A 17162-nucleotide genomic window follows, 5' to 3' on the forward strand; every position below is an offset into this window, starting at 1 on the left:
GCGGCCCCTTCCGGACCCCCAGCTTCCCCTCTCACCCCCGCCCGTGGCTCAGGCGTGGGTGAGCAGCGCCTCCAGCACGCCGATCGAGCGCGGCGGCGCGTCCGGGTCGTCCCCGTCGCTCACGGCCATCCGGACGTGTGCCTCGCGTGCCGCCCGGACCGCCTCGGGCCAGCCGTGGTGCTCGAGATAGGCGGAGACCGGTGCGTCCGCCCCGACCTGGTGCATGATCCGCAGCACCCGCAGGACGGCGACGTCGACGAGCGCGGCCTCACCCGAGTCCCGGAAGACCGTGCCGACGTATTTCTCGGCCGACCAGTTGTCCAGCCAGGTGTCCTCGACCAGGCGGTAGACGGCGTCGGTCACATCTCCGTAGCCCTCGCGGCCGGTGAGCCAGCACTCCTGCTGGAACGCCGGGTCCGAGAGCATGTGCAGCGCCGAGCGGACGTTCACGCGCCAGCGCCACCACGGCATGTCATTGAGCGGCATGCCGTCCATGGTGGTCGAGCGGCGGCCGCGACGGGAAGACTTCTCCGAACCTTGCACAGCAGTCGATCGTACGTTCCCACTCACAGCTGGGACCACTCGTGCTGCGTCAGCCCGTACTTCTTGGCGATCGGGTTCCACAGGTCGGCCGCCTTCTTCTTCGCCGCGGTCGCGTCCCCGCTCGCCCGGTCGCCGGCCACGCTGTCGCCGCTCGGACGGGCATGCCCCTTCTCGCAGCCGTGCTTGCCGCCGACCTGGCCGGCCCACGCCGCGTAGTGGCTGTCCGCCGAGGCGGAGGACTGCCAGGCCTTGGTCAGCTGGGCGGAGAGGTCCGCGTTGCCGGGGAGCTTGTCGATGGGCGTCTGCTGCAGCCGGCCCACCAGGCCGTTGCGCTGGTCCGCGGCCGTGCGCAGGTCGGCGCCCGACTTGTCGAGGTCCTTGCAGCTGCGGGTGGAGTCGACGGCCTTGATGACCGCGTCCCGGCTGCCGGAGCTGTCCTTCAGCAGGGCGTCCAGCGCCTTGGCCTGCCCCTCGGCCGGGTCGGCCGGCTTCGGCTCCGGGGTCGTGGCGGCAGGGCTGTCGCTCGGCGCGGTCGAGGCGGGCGGCGCACTGGCCGCTGTGTTCTCGGAGGTCCGCTGGTCTCTGCTCTTGTCGTCACCACCGCCGCTGAGCAGCGCACCGGCACCGAGCCCGGCGACGGCGCAGCCGGCCACAACGGCCGTGACCAGTACGACAGGTGACTTCTTCCGCTTGGCGGGCGGCGGGGTCGCGTGCCCGGGCAGCGGCGGTGCCGTGCTGCCGGGCGGCGGGCCCACGGGTGACGGCTGTCTGCGCCGGGAGGCAGCCGGTGCGGCCGGCGGAACGGGCGGCAGCTGCTGCGTGGGCGCGGCCGCACGGAAAAGGGTGTCGAACTCCCTGGGGGGCGTGCGGTCCCCGTGGGGCGCGGGCAGCGGGCCGGGTGCGCCGGCCGGTCCGGCGACGGGCGCGATGTACTGGGTGGCCGCCTCGGCGGCGCCCCCGACGGGAGGCATGAACTGGGTGGCGGCGTCCCCGTTGACCACGGGCGGCAGGAACTGGGTGGCCGAGTCCCCGTCGGCAACGGGCGGCAGGTACTGCGTGGCGGAGCCCTCGTTGACCACGGGCGGCAGGTACTGCGTGGCCGCGGCCTCGTGGGCAACGGGCGTCGGGTAGTGCGTCGCCGCGCTCTCGTTGACCACGGGCGGCAGGTACTGCGTCGCCGCCGATGCCGCCTCGGGGGCCGGCATGGGCCCGGGTATCGACCCGGGTATCGGCCCCGGTATCGGCGGAGGGCCGCCCGGCAGCGGCGGCAGGTACTGGGTGGCGGCGTCCGAGGCACCCGGAGGAACCTCCGGAGGCAACGGGGCACGCACCGCAGGGAACTGCGGCTCGTTTCCCTGTCCGTTCTGCGTCACCGGGGACTCCTCAGGCTGTACGGGGCGTGTGAACCGGCAGCTCACGCTACCGGGTGCGCTCCGCGCCGGGACAGTGAACCCCATGCGCTCCCGGACGCCGGGCAGGTCGCAGCCGGCCCGCCCGGCGTCCTGGGTCGTCCCTCCTTACGTCGCTCTGTACATCACGCTTTGCCTCTCTTTGCGCCGCCCGTTATGCCGCTTGCATCTCCAGTCGCGCCCCGAACTCCCGTACCACCGGCTCGTCCCGGTACGGCTCCAGCCGCTGCCGGAAGTCGTCCAGGTACTCGGCGCCCCGGTTCGACCGCAGTGTGCCCAGCAGTTCCAGGGCCCGCGTCCCGGTGACGCACGCCTCCTCCACCTCGCGCTGCTGCACGTGCGCCGTCGCCAGGACGAGCATGCCGATCGCCCGGCGCCGCACCCGGCCCTGCGGGTGGTTGTGCAGCGCGTCCTCCGCATGCCGCCGGGCCGGTTCCGCCTGGCCCAGGTCACGGTGGCAGTGCGCCAACTCGTCCGACAGGTACGCCCGGTCGAAGTGCCGGATCCAGGCCGGGTCGTCGCCGGAGTCCGGCCCGTTGTCGGCCTCCTCGAGCTTGGTCACCGCCTTGGCCGCGACGGTCTGGCAGGAGCGCGCGTCCCCCAGGAGCGCGTGACCGCGCGCCTCGGCCGCGTAGAACATCGCCTCCACCCGCGGTGTGACCTGGCCCCGCGCCCCTTCCTGCGCGGCCTTCGCCAGTTGGGCGATCTCCCGCGGATTGCCCAGCGAGGCGGCCAGATGACTCATGCTCGCCGCCAGCACGTACCCGCCGTACCCCCGGTCCCCGGCCGCCTGGGCCAGCCGGAGGGCCTGGATGTAGTAGCGCTGGGCGAGACCGGGCTGCCCGGTGTCCACGGCCATGTAGCCCGCGAGTTCCGTCAGGCGGGCCACTGCGGCGAACAACTCCCGCCCCACGGCCTCCCGGTAGGAACCGGCCAGCAGTCCGGAGACCACGCTGTTGAGGTAGTGCACGACGACCGGGCGCACGTGCCCGCTGCCGTAACGGTGGTCAAGTTCGACCAGTGCTTCGGTCGTGGCACGCACGGCCTCCACGTCGGACACCCCGACCCGCGCGCCCGCGCTCCGGGCGACCTGTGGATCGGCCGCGGTGATCAGCCAGTCGCGGCTGGGTTCCACGAGGGCGGACGACGCCACGGACGTCCCGCTCAGGAAGTCGCGCCGCCCGACGTCACTGCGCCACAGCTCACAGACCTGTTCGATCGCACCCAACACCGTTGGGGAGAACTGGAGTCCGACGCCGGAGGCGAGGTTCTTGCCGTTCGCCATGCCGATTTCGTCGATCGTGACCGTACGGCCGAGCTTCCGCCCGAGCGCCTCGGCGATGACGGCCGGGGCGCGGCCGCGCGGCTGCTGACCGCGCAGCCACCGCGCGACGGAGGTCTTGTCGTACCTCAGATCGAGACCGTGCTCCGCGCCACACATGTTGACCCTGCGCGCCAACCCGGCGTTGGAGCAGCCGGCTTCCTGGATCAGCGCCTGCAGCCGTTCGTTCGGCTGCCGCGCCACAAGCGGCCTTGCCGCCATGCTGAACCCCCTGAGACTGCTATGCGTTCGCGATGTGGACCGCGAGAAGCGGAGAAGCTGAGACAGCTGTGAACGCCTTCCCCTGTGATCTTTGCCCCCTGAATATCCGGAGAATGCAGGAATTACGGGTATTGCCATCTATAGCCGTAATGACGAGGTCGGCGCCCGCCGCCCCAGTGGCTACCCCTTCGCGGCGGTGAAGCCGCACCTGCGCCCCCGTCCATGCCTCCGTGCGCCCCGCGTGCTGTTACGGATCAAGGGCTGCTGTCAACCTCGTCCGACACCCGATCCGCCACATCCCCGTGCGACAGCCGTAACCCCTGGTGACAAGGGGAGTTGTGATGAGCGTGGAAGAGACCATCGGAGTAGGAGCACCGCGCATCCCCCAACAACGCGGCGAGCACGTGCTCGAGGCCGCGGCACGATACGCGGAAGAGCGGCACTGGGACGTCATCGCAGGCACCTGGCTGGAGGCCGTCGACGGCAGGGAGCGCTGCTCCTGCGGCGAGCCCGACTGCCCGGCCCCGGGCGCCCATCCGACCCGGCCCGACTGGGCGGAACAGGCCACCGGCAGCGCCTCGACGGCACGCCGGATGTGGACGAAACATCCCCGTGCCGCGATCATCCTGCCGACCGGTCGCACCTTCGACGCGCTCGACGTCTCCGAATCCGCCGGCTTCCTGGCGCTGGCGCGCATGGAGCGCATGGGCATCGAACTCGGCCCGGTCACCTGCACGCCGTTCCGGCGGATGCTGTTCTTCGTGCTGCCGGGCGGGGCGTTGAAGGTGCCGGACGCGACGCGGAAGCTGGGCTGGTCGCCGGCCACGCTGGACCTGGTCGCCCGGGGCGAGGGCGACTACGTGGTCGCACCGCCGACCCGCGTCGGGAACCGGGGGCGGGTGCTGTGGGCGCGGCAGCCGACGGCAGCCAATCGGTGGCTGCCGGACGCGGAGGAGCTTGTCAGCTCGTTGGCGTATGCGTGTGGCCGCGAGGCGGCCGATGCGCGGTGCCGCTGACGCGGCGGCACCGGGGTGTTCGGCAGCGCCCCGCTCCCGCGGTCGACGTCCCCGGGGCTTCGCCCCGGACCCCTGAGGCAGTGCGTCGTCTGCGGGCGCGCTGTGGCTGGTCGCGCCCACGCGGCGGAGCCGCATATGTCAACAGCCCCGCGCCCCTTCGGGGCGCTGCCTCTCAACTGGCCTCCGCCACATACCCGTCCGGGCGGACCAGCAACGACGTCTGCCCCGCATCCGCCCTCACGACAGTGAGAACCCCGCCCTCCGGCGCGGACTTGGCCCCCCGCGGCAGTACCCGTACGTACGACCCCGCGCGCAGCGCCTCGTACAGCCGTGACGGCCCCTCCTCCGTCTCCGCCAGGGGAACGTCCGGTGCGCGGTGTCCGACCAGGCGGTGCGCGCCGGGCGGTGCCGGGTAGGCGATGCCGATGCCCGAGACGAACATCATCGCCCGGTCGATGGCGAACGGCGCCAGGAAGCCTGCCGCGACCGCCGCGTTGCGTGCACCCCGCTTGAGCCGGGTGTCGGCGAGCGCCGCGCGGATCAGTGCGCCGCTCATGCGCAGGACCGCCGCCCCTACGGGGTGCCGTTCCTCGTGGTAGCTGTCGAGGAGGGTGTCGTCCGCGCGGCCGGCGAGCACGGCCGCCAGTTTCCAGCCCAGGTTGGCCGCGTCCTGGAGGCCGGCGTTCATGCCCATGCCGCCCGCGGGCGAGTGCACGTGGGCCGCGTCGCCCGCCAGGAACACCCGGCCCTGGCGGTACCGCGGCACCTGGCGCTCGTCGCTGTGGAAGCGGGAGGTCCACCGCTCGTCCCGGATGCCGAAGTCGGTGCCGAACGCGGCGCGTACGACGGCGCGCAGCCGGTCCATGTCGACGGGCGCGTCCGTCGGCAGGTCGCTGCCGCGGTCCCATGCGATGACGCGGTACCAGCCGTCGCCGAAGGCCGCGAGGAAGGCGAATCCTGCGCCGACCCCGCGGAAGGCGGGCAGCGCCTCGGGCGGGGCGTCCAGGCGGACGTCCGCCAGCATGACCGAGCGCATGACGGACTGCCCGGGGAACGGCATGCCGAGCGCTTCCCGGACCGCGCTGTGCACCCCGTCCGTGCCGACCGCGTACTGCGCGCGGAGCGGTGCGTCGGCGCCCTCGACGTCCGCCTCGACCCCGTCCGCGTCCTGCCGCAGTCCGGTCAGCCGGGCGCCGCGCCGGATGTCGACTCCGAGCTTGAGGGCACGCTCCTCCAGGACGCGCTCCGTCTCGTACTGCGGGGTCATCAGGACACCTGCGAAGCGGGTGGGCAGCCGGGTCAGGTCGGCGCGGGTGGGGCCGAAGAAGCGGATGCCGGGGAGGAAGCTGCCGGTGGCGAGGAGCTTCTCGGCGAGGCCGCGGGCGTCGAGCACCTCGAGGGTGCGGGCGTGGACGGCGAAGGCCCGGGTGAGGTTGGACTCCTGCGCGCGCTTCTCCAGCACGACGACGCGGACGCCGGCGGCGGCGAGATCGCCGGCGAGCAGCAGCCCGGTGGGGCCGGCTCCCACGACGAGGACGTCTGCGGTGCGTTCGGGGCGAGCGGGCATGGCGGACATGGCTGACTCCCGAGGGACGGCCGCTGTGCGGCTGCGCGGCACGGTGCTGTGCCTACTGCCAGTGGACACCCGGCAGCGGGTTATGTCAACGCCCGTTGAATTAACGCGCCTCCGCTCTCCCCCCAAGCCTCCTAAGCCGGAACAGCCGCGTCCAGGAAGGGCTCCGCCACCCGCCGCCAGCTGTCCGGCCGCTCGTAGTGGACGAGGTGCCCCGCGTCGGGGATCTCCGCGTACTGACCGCGCGGCAGGACGCGGACCATCTCCTGGGCCTCGGCCCGCCCGAGGGCGCCGTCCAGGCCGCGCACGACGAGCGTCGGGCACGTGACCATGGCCAGCTCCTCCCAGTGCGCGTCGTGCGCGTAGGCCTCGCGCGCGGCCAGCATCTGGCGGCGGAAGAACAGCGGCCGCCAGCCGTCGGCCCGCTCGGCCATCACCTCGGCATAGAAGTCGCCGCGGGCCGGGGCGGGCTTCTCCAGCGTCGGGTCCTCCTCGCCGAACCACTTGCGCACGTCCGCCAGCGTCGCGAACGGGACCGGCCAGGAGCGGAACCACTCCGTCCACTGGCGCTGGGTGGCCGCGCCCAGGGCGGAGGCCCGCATGTCCAGGATGACCAGCGCCCGCACCAGCTCGGGGTACCGGGCGGCCAGCTGCCAGGCCGTGAGGGCGCCCATGGCGTGGCCGACGAGGGTCACGGGCGCCAGGCCGAGCTGCTCGATGGCGGCCACCGCATCGGCCACATAGGCCTCGCGGACGTACGGGCCGCCGACCGGCTTGTCGCTGCGGCCGTGGCCCCGCTGGTCGAGGGCCACCGTGCGGTGGCGCGGGGAGAGCCAGCGACCGGTCTCCGTCCAGTGCGCGGCGCGGCCCAGCAGGCCGTGGAGCAGGAGCACTCCGCCGGGACCCCGGCCACCGGCCCCGGCGGCCGCCGGCGGGTCGGCGAACTCCCAGGCGGCAAGCCGTACTCCGCCGCTACCGCTCACCTCGATACGCCGCACCATGACTCCTGGCACCTCGCTTCTCCCCCGAGCAGCTCCACCTGAACCGGCAGCCTGACTGGCAGCTTCACTTTATTGAACGCCTATTCGAATACACGGTTACGACGCGCAACACCCCTCGTTCGAGTGACCGGGCGGCAGGATTGGCCGTCTGCACCACGGGGAGGAATCGACCTGGGCGCGGACCGCTCGGGGAAGAAGGTCCGCGCGGCGCACCCTGGGAGCTCGGGGCTCCGGGTCGCCACGGGGGATTACGGGGAGGTGGGGCCCCGGCAGCCCGACAGGGCGCCGGGGCCCTTCGTCGTGCAGGACAACGGCGGCATACGGAGCATCGGGACGCCCCAGCGGCCTCATCGGACCCAAGCCCCCTCCCCCGGTCGGCGGCGCGCGTGTGCATATGCCTCAGCGCCAGCCTGGCACGGCTCGGGCCCGGGCGCGCCGATTCCGCCGACTCCGGGCGGAAACAGGGGAAGTCGATCGGAAGGGGCGGCACCTGCCGCCCCTGGGGGCACCTCAGAGGTAGCTGGGGGAGCGTCACCGACCCGCCGGGCGAGGGCACGGCCCGGCAGGTCGCAGCGGGTGCCGCAGGAGCTGCGGCGGGGGTCAGCGCTTGGCGACGAAGACGTGCGAGGCGATGTCCGGCTCCAGCTCGGCGGCCTCGCCGCTGCTGCCCACCATCACCCCACCGGGGGACTCCGTCACACTGACGACCGCACCCGGCTGCACCCCGGCGCGGCGCAGCGTGTACATCAGCTGGGCGTCCGTCTGGATCGGCTCGCCGATGCGGCGGACGACCACGGTCTTGCCCTCGGTCCCGGGCTCCAGCTCCATCAGGCTGACCATGCCGGCGTTGAGGAACGGATCGGCCTCGGCCTTCTCCCCCAGCTCCTCCAGACCCGGGATCGGATTGCCGTAGGGCGACTCCGTGGGGTGCCGCAGGAGCTCCAGCACCCGGCGCTCCACGGCCTCGCTCATCACGTGCTCCCAGCGGCAGGCCTCGGCGTGCACCTGCTCCCACTCCAGGCCGATCACGTCGACGAGCAGGCACTCCGCCAGCCGGTGCTTGCGCATCACGCGCGTGGCCAGGCGGCGACCCTCCTCGGTGAGCTCCAGGTGACGGTCGCCGGCGACCGTCACCAGCCCGTCACGCTCCATGCGGGCCACGGTCTGGCTCACCGTCGGGCCGCTCTGGTCGAGCCGCTCGGCGATGCGGGCGCGCATGGGGACCACACCTTCCTCTTCCAGCTCGAGGATGGTGCGGAGATACATCTCCGTGGTGTCGATCAGTCCGGACATGCGTGCCCCTCGATAAGTAGTGCGCTGGCCTGGCCCTGGACTCAATTCTGACGCATACCACCGACAAGGGTGCCGCGTACGGCCCGGCCGGGGCCTCCCCGTATTGACAGGGTGCTGGTCCAGACCGCAACGTGATCCGCGCGCCCCCGACGCACAAGGAGTCCGTGAGCGATGAGCGAGCACCAGTTGGCCGGGCAGTTCCTCGACGCCGCGATCGGACTGCTCCAGCGGGTGCGCGACGAGGAGGCCGGGGCGATCGCCGCGGCCGGGACGCTGATCGCCGACACGGTCGTCGCGGGCGGGCGGCTGTTCGTCTTCGGCGCCGGCCACTCCTCGCTGCCCGCGCAGGACGTCGTCTACCGGGCTGGCGGCCTCGCCCTGATGAACCTCCTGTCCGTGCCGGGGGCCGTGGGTGTGGACGTGATGCCGGCGACGCTCGGCAGCGCGCTCGAACGGGTGGACGGGCTCGCCGGAGCCGTCCTCGACACGAGTCCGGCGCAGCCGGGCGACCTGCTGATCGTCATCTCGCTGTCCGGGCGGAACTCGCTGCCGGTGGAGATGGCCATGAACGCGCGGGCGCTCGGGCTGAAGGTCGTCGGCCTGACGTCGCTGGCGTACGCGGAGGAGACGAAGTCCCGGCACGTGTCCGGGACGTTCCTCAAGGACCACTGCGACGTCGTCATCGACAGCAAGGTGGCGCCCGGCGATGCGGAGCTCTCTGCCGAGGGGGTTGGGGGGCGGTTCGGGCCTGCGTCGACCGTTGTCGCCAGCGCGGCTCTGCAGGCCATCGTGGCGTCCGCCACGGGAGAGCTGGCCGCGCGGGGGGTCAATCCGCCGGTGCTTCGCTCCGGCAACGTCGACGGTGGCCACGAATGGAACGGGCGGGTACTGGCCGAGTACAGAGACCGGATCTTCTTCCGGTACTGAATCGGCTGCAGGTCGTCGGTGGCTGATCGCGCAGTTCCCCGCGCCCCTGACGGGGCGCGCCCCCTAACGGCCTGCCTCCCCCGCCAGATCCACCGACGCCGCCACCCGGGACGCGATGTCCTCCGCGTACATCGCGTCCGCCCGGTCGAACGCCCTGCGGGACGCCCCGCGCAGGAACGTCACCACTCCGACCGTCCTGCCCCGGCTCCGCAGTGCCGTCGACAGGGCGTGGCGCGTGCCGTCCGGCCATTTGCGGGCCGCCGCCCAGTCCTCCGTGCGGTCCGAGGCCGCGCGGACCGAGCCACAGCGTTCGACCGCCTGGAGGGCAGGGTGGCCGTCCATGTACGGGACCGGCAGGCCGCCGCCCGGCGGGAGCGACTGGCCGGGGGCGCCGGCCGGCGTGGCCGCGGCGCGGACCAGGCGGATCGGGCCGTCCGGGGCCGCCTCGGCGGACGGCAGCAGATCGATCAGTGCGTGGTCCGCGAAGCCGGCCAGCGCGAAGTCCATGTAGAGCGCCGCCGCTTCCATCGGGTCCTCGCACTCCGCCACCGCGCGCCCCGCGCGGTGCAGCTGGCTGCCCCGGAACCGCAGCCTGGCGCTCTCCTGTTCGGCGAGCCGCGTCTTGGTGACGTCCAGGAAGAGCCAGGCCACTCCGAGCGGCACCGGTTCCTCGGCCAGCGGGGTGGCCAGGCGCAGGAACCCCGAGCGCCAGCAGCGCCGCTCCGGCACCGGGGCTCCCCGGTCGCCGCGCAGCGTCACCCACAGGTCCGTCGGCGCGGGCGGCGCGCCCGCGGCGAGGACGTGCTGGAGGGCGCCCTCCAGGTCCTCCACGCCCTGTTCGAGCAGCTCCCCCAGCGGCCGGCCCAGCAGGGCCGTGCGGCTCGTCCGCAGCGCCCGCGCGGCGTGTGCGTTGGCCAGCGCGGGCCGCAGGTCCGCGTCGACCAGCACCACGCCCCAGGACGCGTCCCCGAACAGGGCCTCGCTGAGGGCGACCGAGCGCTCCAGGTCGATCTGCGTGTGCACCTCGCTGAACGCGCAGTACACGCCTGCCGGTCTGCCGTCGGCGCCGTGCACCACGGAGGACTGCACGCGGACGAGGATCCGGCCGCCCTCTTTTGTCAGCAGGGCGAACTCGTCCACCTGCCGGCCGTGCGCCTTCATCGCACCGAGCAGCCGGGCGGTCACTTCTTCCGCGTCCGCGTCGCGCACCGCCCAGCCCGTCAGGCCGCACCGTCCGACGGCCTCTTCCGCGGGCCAGCCGAGTATCCGCTCGGCCTCGCGGTTCCAGTGCGTCACCGTGCCGTTCGCGTCGAAGGCGAACAGCGCGGCGTCCATACCGTCGAGGAGCGCGACGAGAAGGTCGTGGTCGTCGCTGTCGGAGGCGGCTGCGGCAGGGCCTGAGGAATGTGGAACGGTCACGGGGTACCCCCTGCTGGACGCGTCTGCATGTCCTGCACGACGGGTCATTCAACTCGACCGTGACGGACACCGCGCCGTCTTCCGTGAAATCCGTTCACGGGAAAAACCGGTTGTGACCCCGCGAGGGGCCTTCCTAGGCTGTGGGGCACACGAGAAGGGAGGTGGTTCGGGACATGGTTTACATCCGGACGCGTGAGGTGACTGCGGGCTAGCGCCCGTCGTCGCGTACAGCGCTGCGCTGGGGGTACCGCCCAGGCCGTTCAGGCTCTGGGGGAACCGCCGGCCCAATCCCAGGCAGTCACCCGATCCGTGGGCCGCCGAGTCGTCCGCTCGGCACCGCCGCGCCGCAAGGCGCGGCGGTAACCGGCCCACGGATCGTCTGCGTTACGGGGCGGGGCGCCCCGTAAGGGGCGCGGGGAACTGCGCGACCGGCCACCGACGGCCTGCAGCCGACGCACCACCCCAGGGGTCCGGGGCGAAGCCCCGGGACGTCGACTGCGGGCGCGTCGTGGCTTGTCGCGCAGTTCCCCGCGCCCCTTCGGGGCGCCCCCTACTGACCGGCCGATATGTCAACAGCCCCGCGCCCCTTCGGGCGCTACGGGCAGAGCCGCTCGACGCGCCAGCCGGCGCCCTCCCGGCGCACGTACCGCAGCCGGTCGTGCAGCCGGTGCTCGCGGCCCTGCCAGAACTCCACCGTCTCCGCGGTCACCCGGAAGCCGCCCCACTGCGGCGGCACCGGCACCTCCTCGCCCTCGGCCCAGCGGGCGGCGGCGCGTTCGTAGGCCTCGTCGATCTCTGCGCGCGAGGCGGCCACCGTCGACTGGGCGCTGGCCCAGGCGCCGATCTGCGAACCGTGCGGCCGTGAGCGGAAGTACGCGGCCGTCTCCTCCGGCGCCACCCGGGCGGCGGTACCGGTCACGATGACCTGGCGGGCCATCGGGTGCCAGGGGAAGAGCAGGGAGACGTGGGTGTTCTCCGCGATCTCCCGGGCCTTGCGGGAGCCGTAGTTGGTGTAGAAGACGAAGCCGCGGCCGTCGTAGGCCTTGAGCAGGACCGTCCGGGAGCTGGGCCGTCCGGCGGCGTCCGCCGTGGAGACGATCATGGCGTTGGGCTCGTGCAGCCCGCTCGCGGCGGTCTGCGCGAACCAGCGGCCGAACTGCTCGTACGGGTCGGTGGCCAGGTCCTCCTCCGCGAGGCCGGTGGACTGGTACTGCGCGCGCATGGCGGCGGGATCGAGATCATCGGCATGGGACACGGGCTCATCCTGCCGGACGGGCGGGGACCGGGGAAGGCGGAGGGGGCGCTGAGCCTGCCCCGCGCCACCCGTTCCAAACCTCCGGGTGCGGGAAAGGGGCGTGTGCCAGACATCACCTTCCCCCGCGCGCGGCGAGCGCGCAGAATCACGCAGTGGACAGCTGTGCCACATCCGCCCCACCGGCTGTCGATTCCGGCCCGGAGCGGAGCAGGCCTTCTGCGGAGGCCGGGTGAAGAACCGGGTGAAGTACAGCTGCACGGGGCATGACCGGGTTGACCGAAACGGACCGCGAGCCGCGCCACGCAGCCGCGTATCCCGCTCGGCGCCGCCAGAAGCAGACCGCAGCAGACATTCTTTGACCATCGGCCGGAGATCCCGCCGGACGGTCAGCAGTCGCTTGTCGAACACATCATGAGGAGCCGCCTGATGTCCGACTTCGTACCCGGACTAGAGGGAGTCGTCGCGTTCGAAACAGAGATCGCCGAACCCGACAAGGAAGGCGGCTCGCTCCGCTACCGAGGCGTCGACATCGAGGACTTGGTCGGCCACGTGTCCTTCGGGAACGTCTGGGGCCTGCTGGTCGACGGTTCCTTCAACCCGGGACTGCCGCCGGCCGAGCCCTTTCCCATCCCGGTCCACTCGGGTGACATCCGGGTCGACGTGCAGTCGGCCCTCGCGATGCTCGCGCCCGTGTGGGGCCTCAAACCCCTGCTGGACATCGACGAGGCCACCGCCCGCGACAACCTCGCCCGGGCGGCCGTCATGGCCCTGTCGTACGTCGCCCAGTCGGCCCGCGGCCAGGGACTGCCGATGGTGCCGCAGCGCGAGATCGACAAGGCGGACACCGTGGTCGAGCGCTTCATGAAGCGCTGGCGCGGCGAGCCCGACCCGCGGCACGTCAAGGCCGTCGACGCGTACTGGACCTCGGCCGCCGAGCACGGCATGAACGCCTCCACCTTCACCGCCCGCGTCATCGCCTCGACGGGCGCGGACGTGGCGGCCGCGCTGTCCGGCGCGGTCGGCGCCATGTCCGGCCCGCTGCACGGCGGGGCGCCCTCCCGCGTCCTCGGCATGATCGAGGAGATCGAGCGCACCGGCGACGCCATGGCCTACGTCAAGGCCGCCCTGGACAACGGCGAGCGCCTGATGGGCTTCGGCCACCGCGTCTACCGCGCCGAGGACCCCCGCGCCCGCGTCCTGCGCCGCACGGCCAAGGAGCTGGCCGCACCGCGGTTCGAGATCGCGGAGGCGCTGGAGAAGGCGGCGCTGGAGGAGCTGCACAACCGCCGCCCGGACCGGGTCCTGGCCACCAACGTGGAGTTCTGGGCGGCCATCGTCCTGGACTTCGCGGAGGTCCCGGCGCACATGTTCACCTCGATGTTCACCTGCGCCCGCACGGCGGGCTGGAGTGCGCACATCCTGGAGCAGAAGCGCACGGGCCGCCTCGTGCGCCCCACGGCGCGCTACGTGGGCCCCGGGCCGCGCAACCCGCGCGAGGTCGAGGGCTACTCCGACATCGCGAGCTGAACGGCCTGACGAGCTGAACGGCCTGACGAGCTGAACGGGCTGACGGGCTGACGGGCTGAACAGGCCGAGCAGACCTTGCGGGGCGCGGCACCACCGCGCCCCGCACACCGTTCCTGCTCAGTGGTGCCCGTAGTGGGTGCCCGCCAGCCGGCGCAGGAAGCCGTCCGGGCCGGTGACGGTCACGTCGTAACGGCCCGATGCAGTCGGCCAGTTCACCGGGTGCGAGCCCTGCACCGTCACCGTCCGGCGCGTGCCGCCCGAACCGTTCGGCGTGAACGTGAAGGCTGCCGAGTCGGCGTGGGTGACCTTGAGGGCGAGGCCGGAGCGGCCCGGCGTGCCGGTCACCTCGGTGGCGTGGGCGGCCGCCGTGCCCTTGAAGCGGCGCACGAATCCGTCGGCGCCGTAGACCGTGAAGTCGTACGCACCGCCGGTCGCCGACATGTCCCAGACGTACTCCGCGCTACCGCCCGCCTCGACCGTGAACGGCGTTCCGGCGAAGGGCAGATGAGCGTTCGGGAAGACCGTGAAGTGGAAGGCCGCACTGCCCGCGTTGCGCAGCGTGCACACCGCCTTGCCGCTCTGCGCGTCCACACTCACTGTCGCATCCGGTGCGTACGGCAGCGGGCGGAACGGGCGGGTGCCCGGCTCCTGGACCGGGGTCGTCTGGTGCCCGCCGGCCGGCAGCTTCACCGGCGGCAGTTTGGCGCCCTGGTCGGCCTTGCGGACGAGATCCTTGGTGTCGGGCAGGGACGGTACGGAGTAGTCCGGCCGGGAGAAGTCGAAGCAGCTCGTCAGGTCGCCGCACACCGCGCGCCGCCAGGCGCTGATGTTGGGCTCCTCCACGCCCGTCACACGCTCCAGGAAGCGCAGTACGGAGGTGTGGTCGAAGACCTGCGAGTTGGTCCAGCCGCCGCGCGACCAGGGGGAGATCACCCACAGCGGGACCCGGTTGCCCAGACCGATCGGCTGGCCGTTCACGAACTCGTCCGGCGTGCCGGCGGGCGGGAAGGGCGGTACGACGTGGTCGAAGTAGCCGTCGTTCTCGTCGTACATGACCAGGAAGACGGTGTGCTTCCACACCTCGGGGTTCGAGAAGAGCGACTGCAGGGCCGTGTTGACGTAGTCGGCGCCGTAGTCCGGGCTGGCGGAGGGGTGTTCGGAGAAGAGGTACGGGGCGACCAGCCAGGAGACGGTGGGCAGCGTGCCGTCCTTGCAGTGCTGGTCGAAGGCCGACAGGTCGAACTTCGTCATCGCGTTGACGTACCGCGGGTCGTCCTGCGGGAAGTCGTGGAACTGGCGGAAGTAGGAGAGGGCGTTGTCGTCGTAGTCGCCGTAGCGGTCGTCCTTGCCGGGGTTGTGATAGACGCGCCAGCTGACGCCGGCCTGCTGGAGCCGTTCGGCGTAGGTGGTCCAGTCGGCTACCGGGTTGTCGGTGACGACGCTGTTGTCGGTGAACGGGCCTGTCGTGCCGTCCGTGCCGGGACCGGGCGTGCCCGTCCACAGGTAGAGGCGGTTGGGGTCGGTGGGGCCGGCCATGGAGCAGAAGTAGTGGTCGGCGACGGTGAACGCGTCGGCCAGGGCGTACTGGTACGGGATGTCCTCGCGCGTGAAGTAGCCCATGCAGCGCTCGCCCTTGGCGGAGACCCACTTGTTCATCGCGCCGTGGTTGATGGCGTTGTGGCCGGAGGTCCAGTCATGCGGCAGCCCGTCGGCGTTCTGCGCGTTGAAGCGGGTGGTGTCCATGCGGTACGGGAGGAGATAGCCGCCGTCCTTGCGGGCGGGGTCGGGCTGGCGCAGAACACTGCTGCCGTCGGGGAAGACGAGGCCCTGACGGTCGTCGAAGCCGCGGACGCCGTGGAGGGTGCCGAGGTAGTGGTCGAAGCTGCGGTTCTCCTGCATGAGGACGACCACGTGTCTGACGTCTCCGACGTCGGAGGGGGTGCGGGGTGCGGCAACCGCCGGGGTGGCCGCCGCGGCGGGGGTTACCGTGCCGGCGCCTACCGCTGCCGCGGCTGCGGTTGCCGCCGATGTGCCTACGAAGGTGCGGCGGGTGATAGGGGACATGCGGCGGCTCCTCGTCGGGTCGGTGTGCGAACCGGCCCGCACGGTAGCCGGGGTGTGCGTGCAACGGAACGGACGGGAGGTTGACTTGAGGCGACCGTCAGGCGAAGTGGTGTTCTAGGCCCCGCTCCCACCCTTTCGCCGTTTCCTGGGGGCTTCGCCCCCAGACCCCTGTCAACAGTGCGGGCGCGTCGTGGCTGGTCGCGCAGTTCCCCGCGCCCCTTACGGGGCGCACCGCCGGGGCGGGACCGGGGCACCCCTACGGAGCGCCACCCCCCAGCACCCCGTCCAATATCCGCACCCACTGCGCCACCACCCGGTCCCGCCGCGCAGCGTCGTCCGTCAGCAGGTTCGCCAGGCCCAGCCCCCGTGCCATGTCCAGCAGGCCCTGCACCGTCTCCCGCACCCCGGGGACGGACTCGTCCGCGCCGAGCAGGTCCACCGCCATGCGGTGGACCTCGCGGCCCACCCTGGCCTCCAATACCGTGACGCGCGGGCGCAGTTGTTCCTCGTACGACGCGGCCACCCACAGCTGCAGTGCGGCGCGGAACAGCGGGCCCGTGTAGAGGGCGACCAGTTCGGAGACGACCGCTGTCCGGCAGGCGGGGCCCCGTAGCGCGCGCAGGGCTGCCGAGCGTTCCTCGGCCACGTACTCCACCGCTGCCGTGAACAGGTCCTCGCGCGTGCGGAAGTGGTGCTGTGCCGCGCCCCGCGACACTCCCGCCCGCTCGGCGACGACCGTCACCGTGGAGCCCGCCCAGCCGTGTTCGGCCAGGCAGGCGATCGCGGCCTGGAGGAGGCGCTGCCGGGTGAGGCGGCTGCGGTCCTGCTTGGGGGCCGTCACCGCAGCCATGCGGGGTCCCGCCGTTCCAGGAAGGCCGTCATGCCCTCGCGGGCCTCGGCCGAGGCGAACAGCCGGGCCGACAGGGCGACGAGTTCCGCCTCGTCCCGGTCGAAGGCGCGCCGTACCTCCGCCGTCGCCAGTCTCTTGGACGCGGCCAGGCCCTGCGGGGAGCCGCGGCGCAGGCCGTCGAGGACGGGAGCGAGCGCGGCGTCCACGTCGTCCGCGACCACGCTGACGAGGCCGATGCGGGCCGCCTCCGCCGCGCCGAACCGTTCGCCGGTCAGGTAGTAGCGGGACGCGGCCCGGGGTTCGAGGCGGGGCAGCAGCGGCAGGGAGATCACGGCGGGCGCCAGGCCCAGTCGCGCCTCGGTGAAGGCGAAGGACGCGTCCGCCCTGGCCGCGGTGATGTCGCAGGCCCCCAACAGCCCGATCCCGCCGCCCCGTACGTGCCCGGCGACCCGGGCGACGACGGGCTTGGGCAGCTCCACGATGCTGCGCAGCAGCCGGGCCATCCCGTCGGGGCCCGTGGGCACCCGGTCGCGCAGGTCCGCCCCGGCGCAGAACGTGGTGCCGGTGTGGGTGAGGACGACGGCGCGGGTTCCGGGGTGCTCCGCCGCCCGGGACAGTTCCTCGTGCAGTTCCGCCAGCAGGCGGGCGGAGAGGGCGTTGCGGTTGTGCGGGGAGTCGAGCGTCAGCGTCGTGACGCCCTGCTCGTACGCGCGGCGGACCACCGGCATGATCAGACCGTCCT

Annotated in this window: 14 protein-coding genes; 3 read left to right on the forward strand and 11 right to left on the reverse strand. The window is 72.7% G+C overall.

The window, feature by feature from the left end; genetic code table 11:
- Positions 1 to 48 precede the first annotated feature (48 nt).
- The 3 genes from ACMATS_RS15585 to ACMATS_RS15595 all read right to left on the reverse strand — a co-directional run bounded on the left by ACMATS_RS15585 (position 49) and on the right by ACMATS_RS15595 (position 3495).
- Positions 49 to 495 (reverse strand): SCO4402 family protein, encoded by a 447-nt coding sequence (locus tag ACMATS_RS15585; protein WP_414170733.1) that lies wholly within the window; start codon positions 493 to 495, stop codon positions 49 to 51.
- Positions 496 to 566: 71 nt separating this feature from the next.
- Complete coding sequence (locus ACMATS_RS15590; protein ID WP_414168213.1) at positions 567 to 1916, reverse strand: hypothetical protein; 1350 nt, start codon at positions 1914 to 1916, stop codon at positions 567 to 569.
- Positions 1917 to 2106: 190 nt separating this feature from the next.
- Positions 2107 to 3495, reverse strand: a complete 1389-nt coding sequence (locus tag ACMATS_RS15595; RefSeq protein WP_390780444.1) for a transcriptional regulator — start codon at positions 3493 to 3495, stop codon at positions 2107 to 2109.
- Between the two features lie 341 nt (positions 3496 to 3836).
- On the opposite strand from ACMATS_RS15595, the gene ACMATS_RS15600 reads away from it, so the two are divergent.
- Positions 3837 to 4511 (forward strand): bifunctional DNA primase/polymerase, encoded by a 675-nt coding sequence (locus ACMATS_RS15600; protein ID WP_390780443.1) that lies wholly within the window; start codon positions 3837 to 3839, stop codon positions 4509 to 4511.
- 172 nt (positions 4512 to 4683) lie between these two features.
- Here the strand turns inward: ACMATS_RS15600 and ACMATS_RS15605 are convergent, their stop codons facing one another.
- From ACMATS_RS15605 to ACMATS_RS15615, 3 genes are all read right to left on the reverse strand, one after another.
- Positions 4684 to 6087 carry an FAD-dependent monooxygenase gene (locus ACMATS_RS15605; protein ID WP_414168214.1) on the reverse strand — a complete coding sequence of 468 codons (1404 nt, stop codon included), beginning with the start codon at positions 6085 to 6087 and terminating at the stop codon, positions 4684 to 4686.
- A gap of 131 nt (positions 6088 to 6218) precedes the next feature.
- Positions 6219 to 7085 carry an alpha/beta fold hydrolase gene (locus tag ACMATS_RS15610; protein WP_390780441.1) on the reverse strand — a complete coding sequence of 289 codons (867 nt, stop codon included), beginning with the start codon at positions 7083 to 7085 and terminating at the stop codon, positions 6219 to 6221.
- Between the two features lie 600 nt (positions 7086 to 7685).
- Positions 7686 to 8378: a metal-dependent transcriptional regulator gene (locus ACMATS_RS15615; RefSeq protein ID WP_336414740.1), complete on the reverse strand. Its 693-nt coding sequence runs from the start codon at positions 8376 to 8378 to the stop codon at positions 7686 to 7688.
- A 171-nt stretch (positions 8379 to 8549) separates the two neighbouring features.
- Here ACMATS_RS15615 and ACMATS_RS15620 point away from each other — a divergent pair, with 171 nt between their 5' ends.
- Positions 8550 to 9305 (forward strand): SIS domain-containing protein, encoded by a 756-nt coding sequence (locus tag ACMATS_RS15620; RefSeq protein WP_414168215.1) that lies wholly within the window; start codon positions 8550 to 8552, stop codon positions 9303 to 9305.
- A gap of 63 nt (positions 9306 to 9368) precedes the next feature.
- Here ACMATS_RS15620 and ACMATS_RS15625 read toward each other — a convergent pair whose 3' ends face one another.
- Both ACMATS_RS15625 and pdxH read right to left on the reverse strand, forming a co-directional pair.
- Positions 9369 to 10772 carry a PAS domain-containing protein gene (locus ACMATS_RS15625; protein WP_414168216.1) on the reverse strand — a complete coding sequence of 468 codons (1404 nt, stop codon included), beginning with the start codon at positions 10770 to 10772 and terminating at the stop codon, positions 9369 to 9371.
- 547 nt (positions 10773 to 11319) lie between these two features.
- Positions 11320 to 11946 carry a pyridoxamine 5'-phosphate oxidase gene (gene pdxH, locus ACMATS_RS15630; RefSeq protein ID WP_390780513.1) on the reverse strand — a complete coding sequence of 209 codons (627 nt, stop codon included), beginning with the start codon at positions 11944 to 11946 and terminating at the stop codon, positions 11320 to 11322.
- A gap of 459 nt (positions 11947 to 12405) precedes the next feature.
- Here pdxH and ACMATS_RS15635 point away from each other — a divergent pair, with 459 nt between their 5' ends.
- Positions 12406 to 13506 carry a citrate synthase 2 gene (locus ACMATS_RS15635; RefSeq protein ID WP_390780439.1) on the forward strand — a complete coding sequence of 367 codons (1101 nt, stop codon included), beginning with the start codon at positions 12406 to 12408 and terminating at the stop codon, positions 13504 to 13506.
- A gap of 117 nt (positions 13507 to 13623) precedes the next feature.
- On the opposite strand, the gene ACMATS_RS15640 is transcribed toward ACMATS_RS15635, so the two are convergent.
- From ACMATS_RS15640 to ACMATS_RS15650, 3 genes are all read right to left on the reverse strand, one after another.
- On the reverse strand, positions 13624 to 15570 hold the full coding sequence (locus tag ACMATS_RS15640) for a phosphocholine-specific phospholipase C (protein ID WP_414168217.1): 1947 nt from the start codon (positions 15568 to 15570) through the stop codon (positions 13624 to 13626).
- Positions 15571 to 15826: 256 nt separating this feature from the next.
- Positions 15827 to 16420 carry a TetR/AcrR family transcriptional regulator gene (locus ACMATS_RS15645; RefSeq protein ID WP_414168218.1) on the reverse strand — a complete coding sequence of 198 codons (594 nt, stop codon included), beginning with the start codon at positions 16418 to 16420 and terminating at the stop codon, positions 15827 to 15829.
- Complete coding sequence (locus ACMATS_RS15650; RefSeq protein ID WP_414168219.1) at positions 16408 to 17148, reverse strand: enoyl-CoA hydratase family protein; 741 nt, start codon at positions 17146 to 17148, stop codon at positions 16408 to 16410. The genes ACMATS_RS15645 and ACMATS_RS15650 overlap by 13 nt, the downstream gene beginning before the upstream one ends.
- Between the last annotated feature and the right edge of the window lie 14 nt (positions 17149 to 17162).

Source organism: Streptoverticillium reticulum (assembly GCF_047456005.1).
GTDB classification, from domain to species: domain Bacteria; phylum Actinomycetota; class Actinomycetes; order Streptomycetales; family Streptomycetaceae; genus Streptomyces; species Streptomyces reticulum.

Bases quoted from the DNA above. Each gene is read 5' to 3' on its own strand.
- ACMATS_RS15615 (WP_336414740.1), bottom strand. From the start codon at position 8,378: ATGTCCGGACTGATCGACACCACGGAGATGTATCTCCGCACCATCCTC.
- ACMATS_RS15625 (WP_414168216.1), bottom strand. From the start codon at position 10,772: ATGACCCGTCGTGCAGGACATGCAGACGCGTCCAGCAGGGGGTACCCC.
- ACMATS_RS15585 (WP_414170733.1), bottom strand. From the start codon at position 495: ATGGACGGCATGCCGCTCAATGACATGCCGTGGTGGCGCTGGCGCGTG.
- ACMATS_RS15605 (WP_414168214.1), bottom strand. From the start codon at position 6,087: ATGTCCGCCATGCCCGCTCGCCCCGAACGCACCGCAGACGTCCTCGTC.
- ACMATS_RS15600 (WP_390780443.1), top strand. From the start codon at position 3,837: ATGAGCGTGGAAGAGACCATCGGAGTAGGAGCACCGCGCATCCCCCAA.
- ACMATS_RS15610 (WP_390780441.1), bottom strand. From the start codon at position 7,085: ATGGTGCGGCGTATCGAGGTGAGCGGTAGCGGCGGAGTACGGCTTGCC.
- ACMATS_RS15595 (WP_390780444.1), bottom strand. From the start codon at position 3,495: ATGGCGGCAAGGCCGCTTGTGGCGCGGCAGCCGAACGAACGGCTGCAG.
- ACMATS_RS15620 (WP_414168215.1), top strand. From the start codon at position 8,550: ATGAGCGAGCACCAGTTGGCCGGGCAGTTCCTCGACGCCGCGATCGGA.
- ACMATS_RS15635 (WP_390780439.1), top strand. From the start codon at position 12,406: ATGTCCGACTTCGTACCCGGACTAGAGGGAGTCGTCGCGTTCGAAACA.
- ACMATS_RS15645 (WP_414168218.1), bottom strand. From the start codon at position 16,420: ATGGCTGCGGTGACGGCCCCCAAGCAGGACCGCAGCCGCCTCACCCGG.
- ACMATS_RS15650 (WP_414168219.1), bottom strand. From the start codon at position 17,148: ATGCCGGTGGTCCGCCGCGCGTACGAGCAGGGCGTCACGACGCTGACG.
- ACMATS_RS15640 (WP_414168217.1), bottom strand. From the start codon at position 15,570: ATGTCCCCTATCACCCGCCGCACCTTCGTAGGCACATCGGCGGCAACC.
- pdxH (WP_390780513.1), bottom strand. From the start codon at position 11,946: ATGCGCGCGCAGTACCAGTCCACCGGCCTCGCGGAGGAGGACCTGGCC.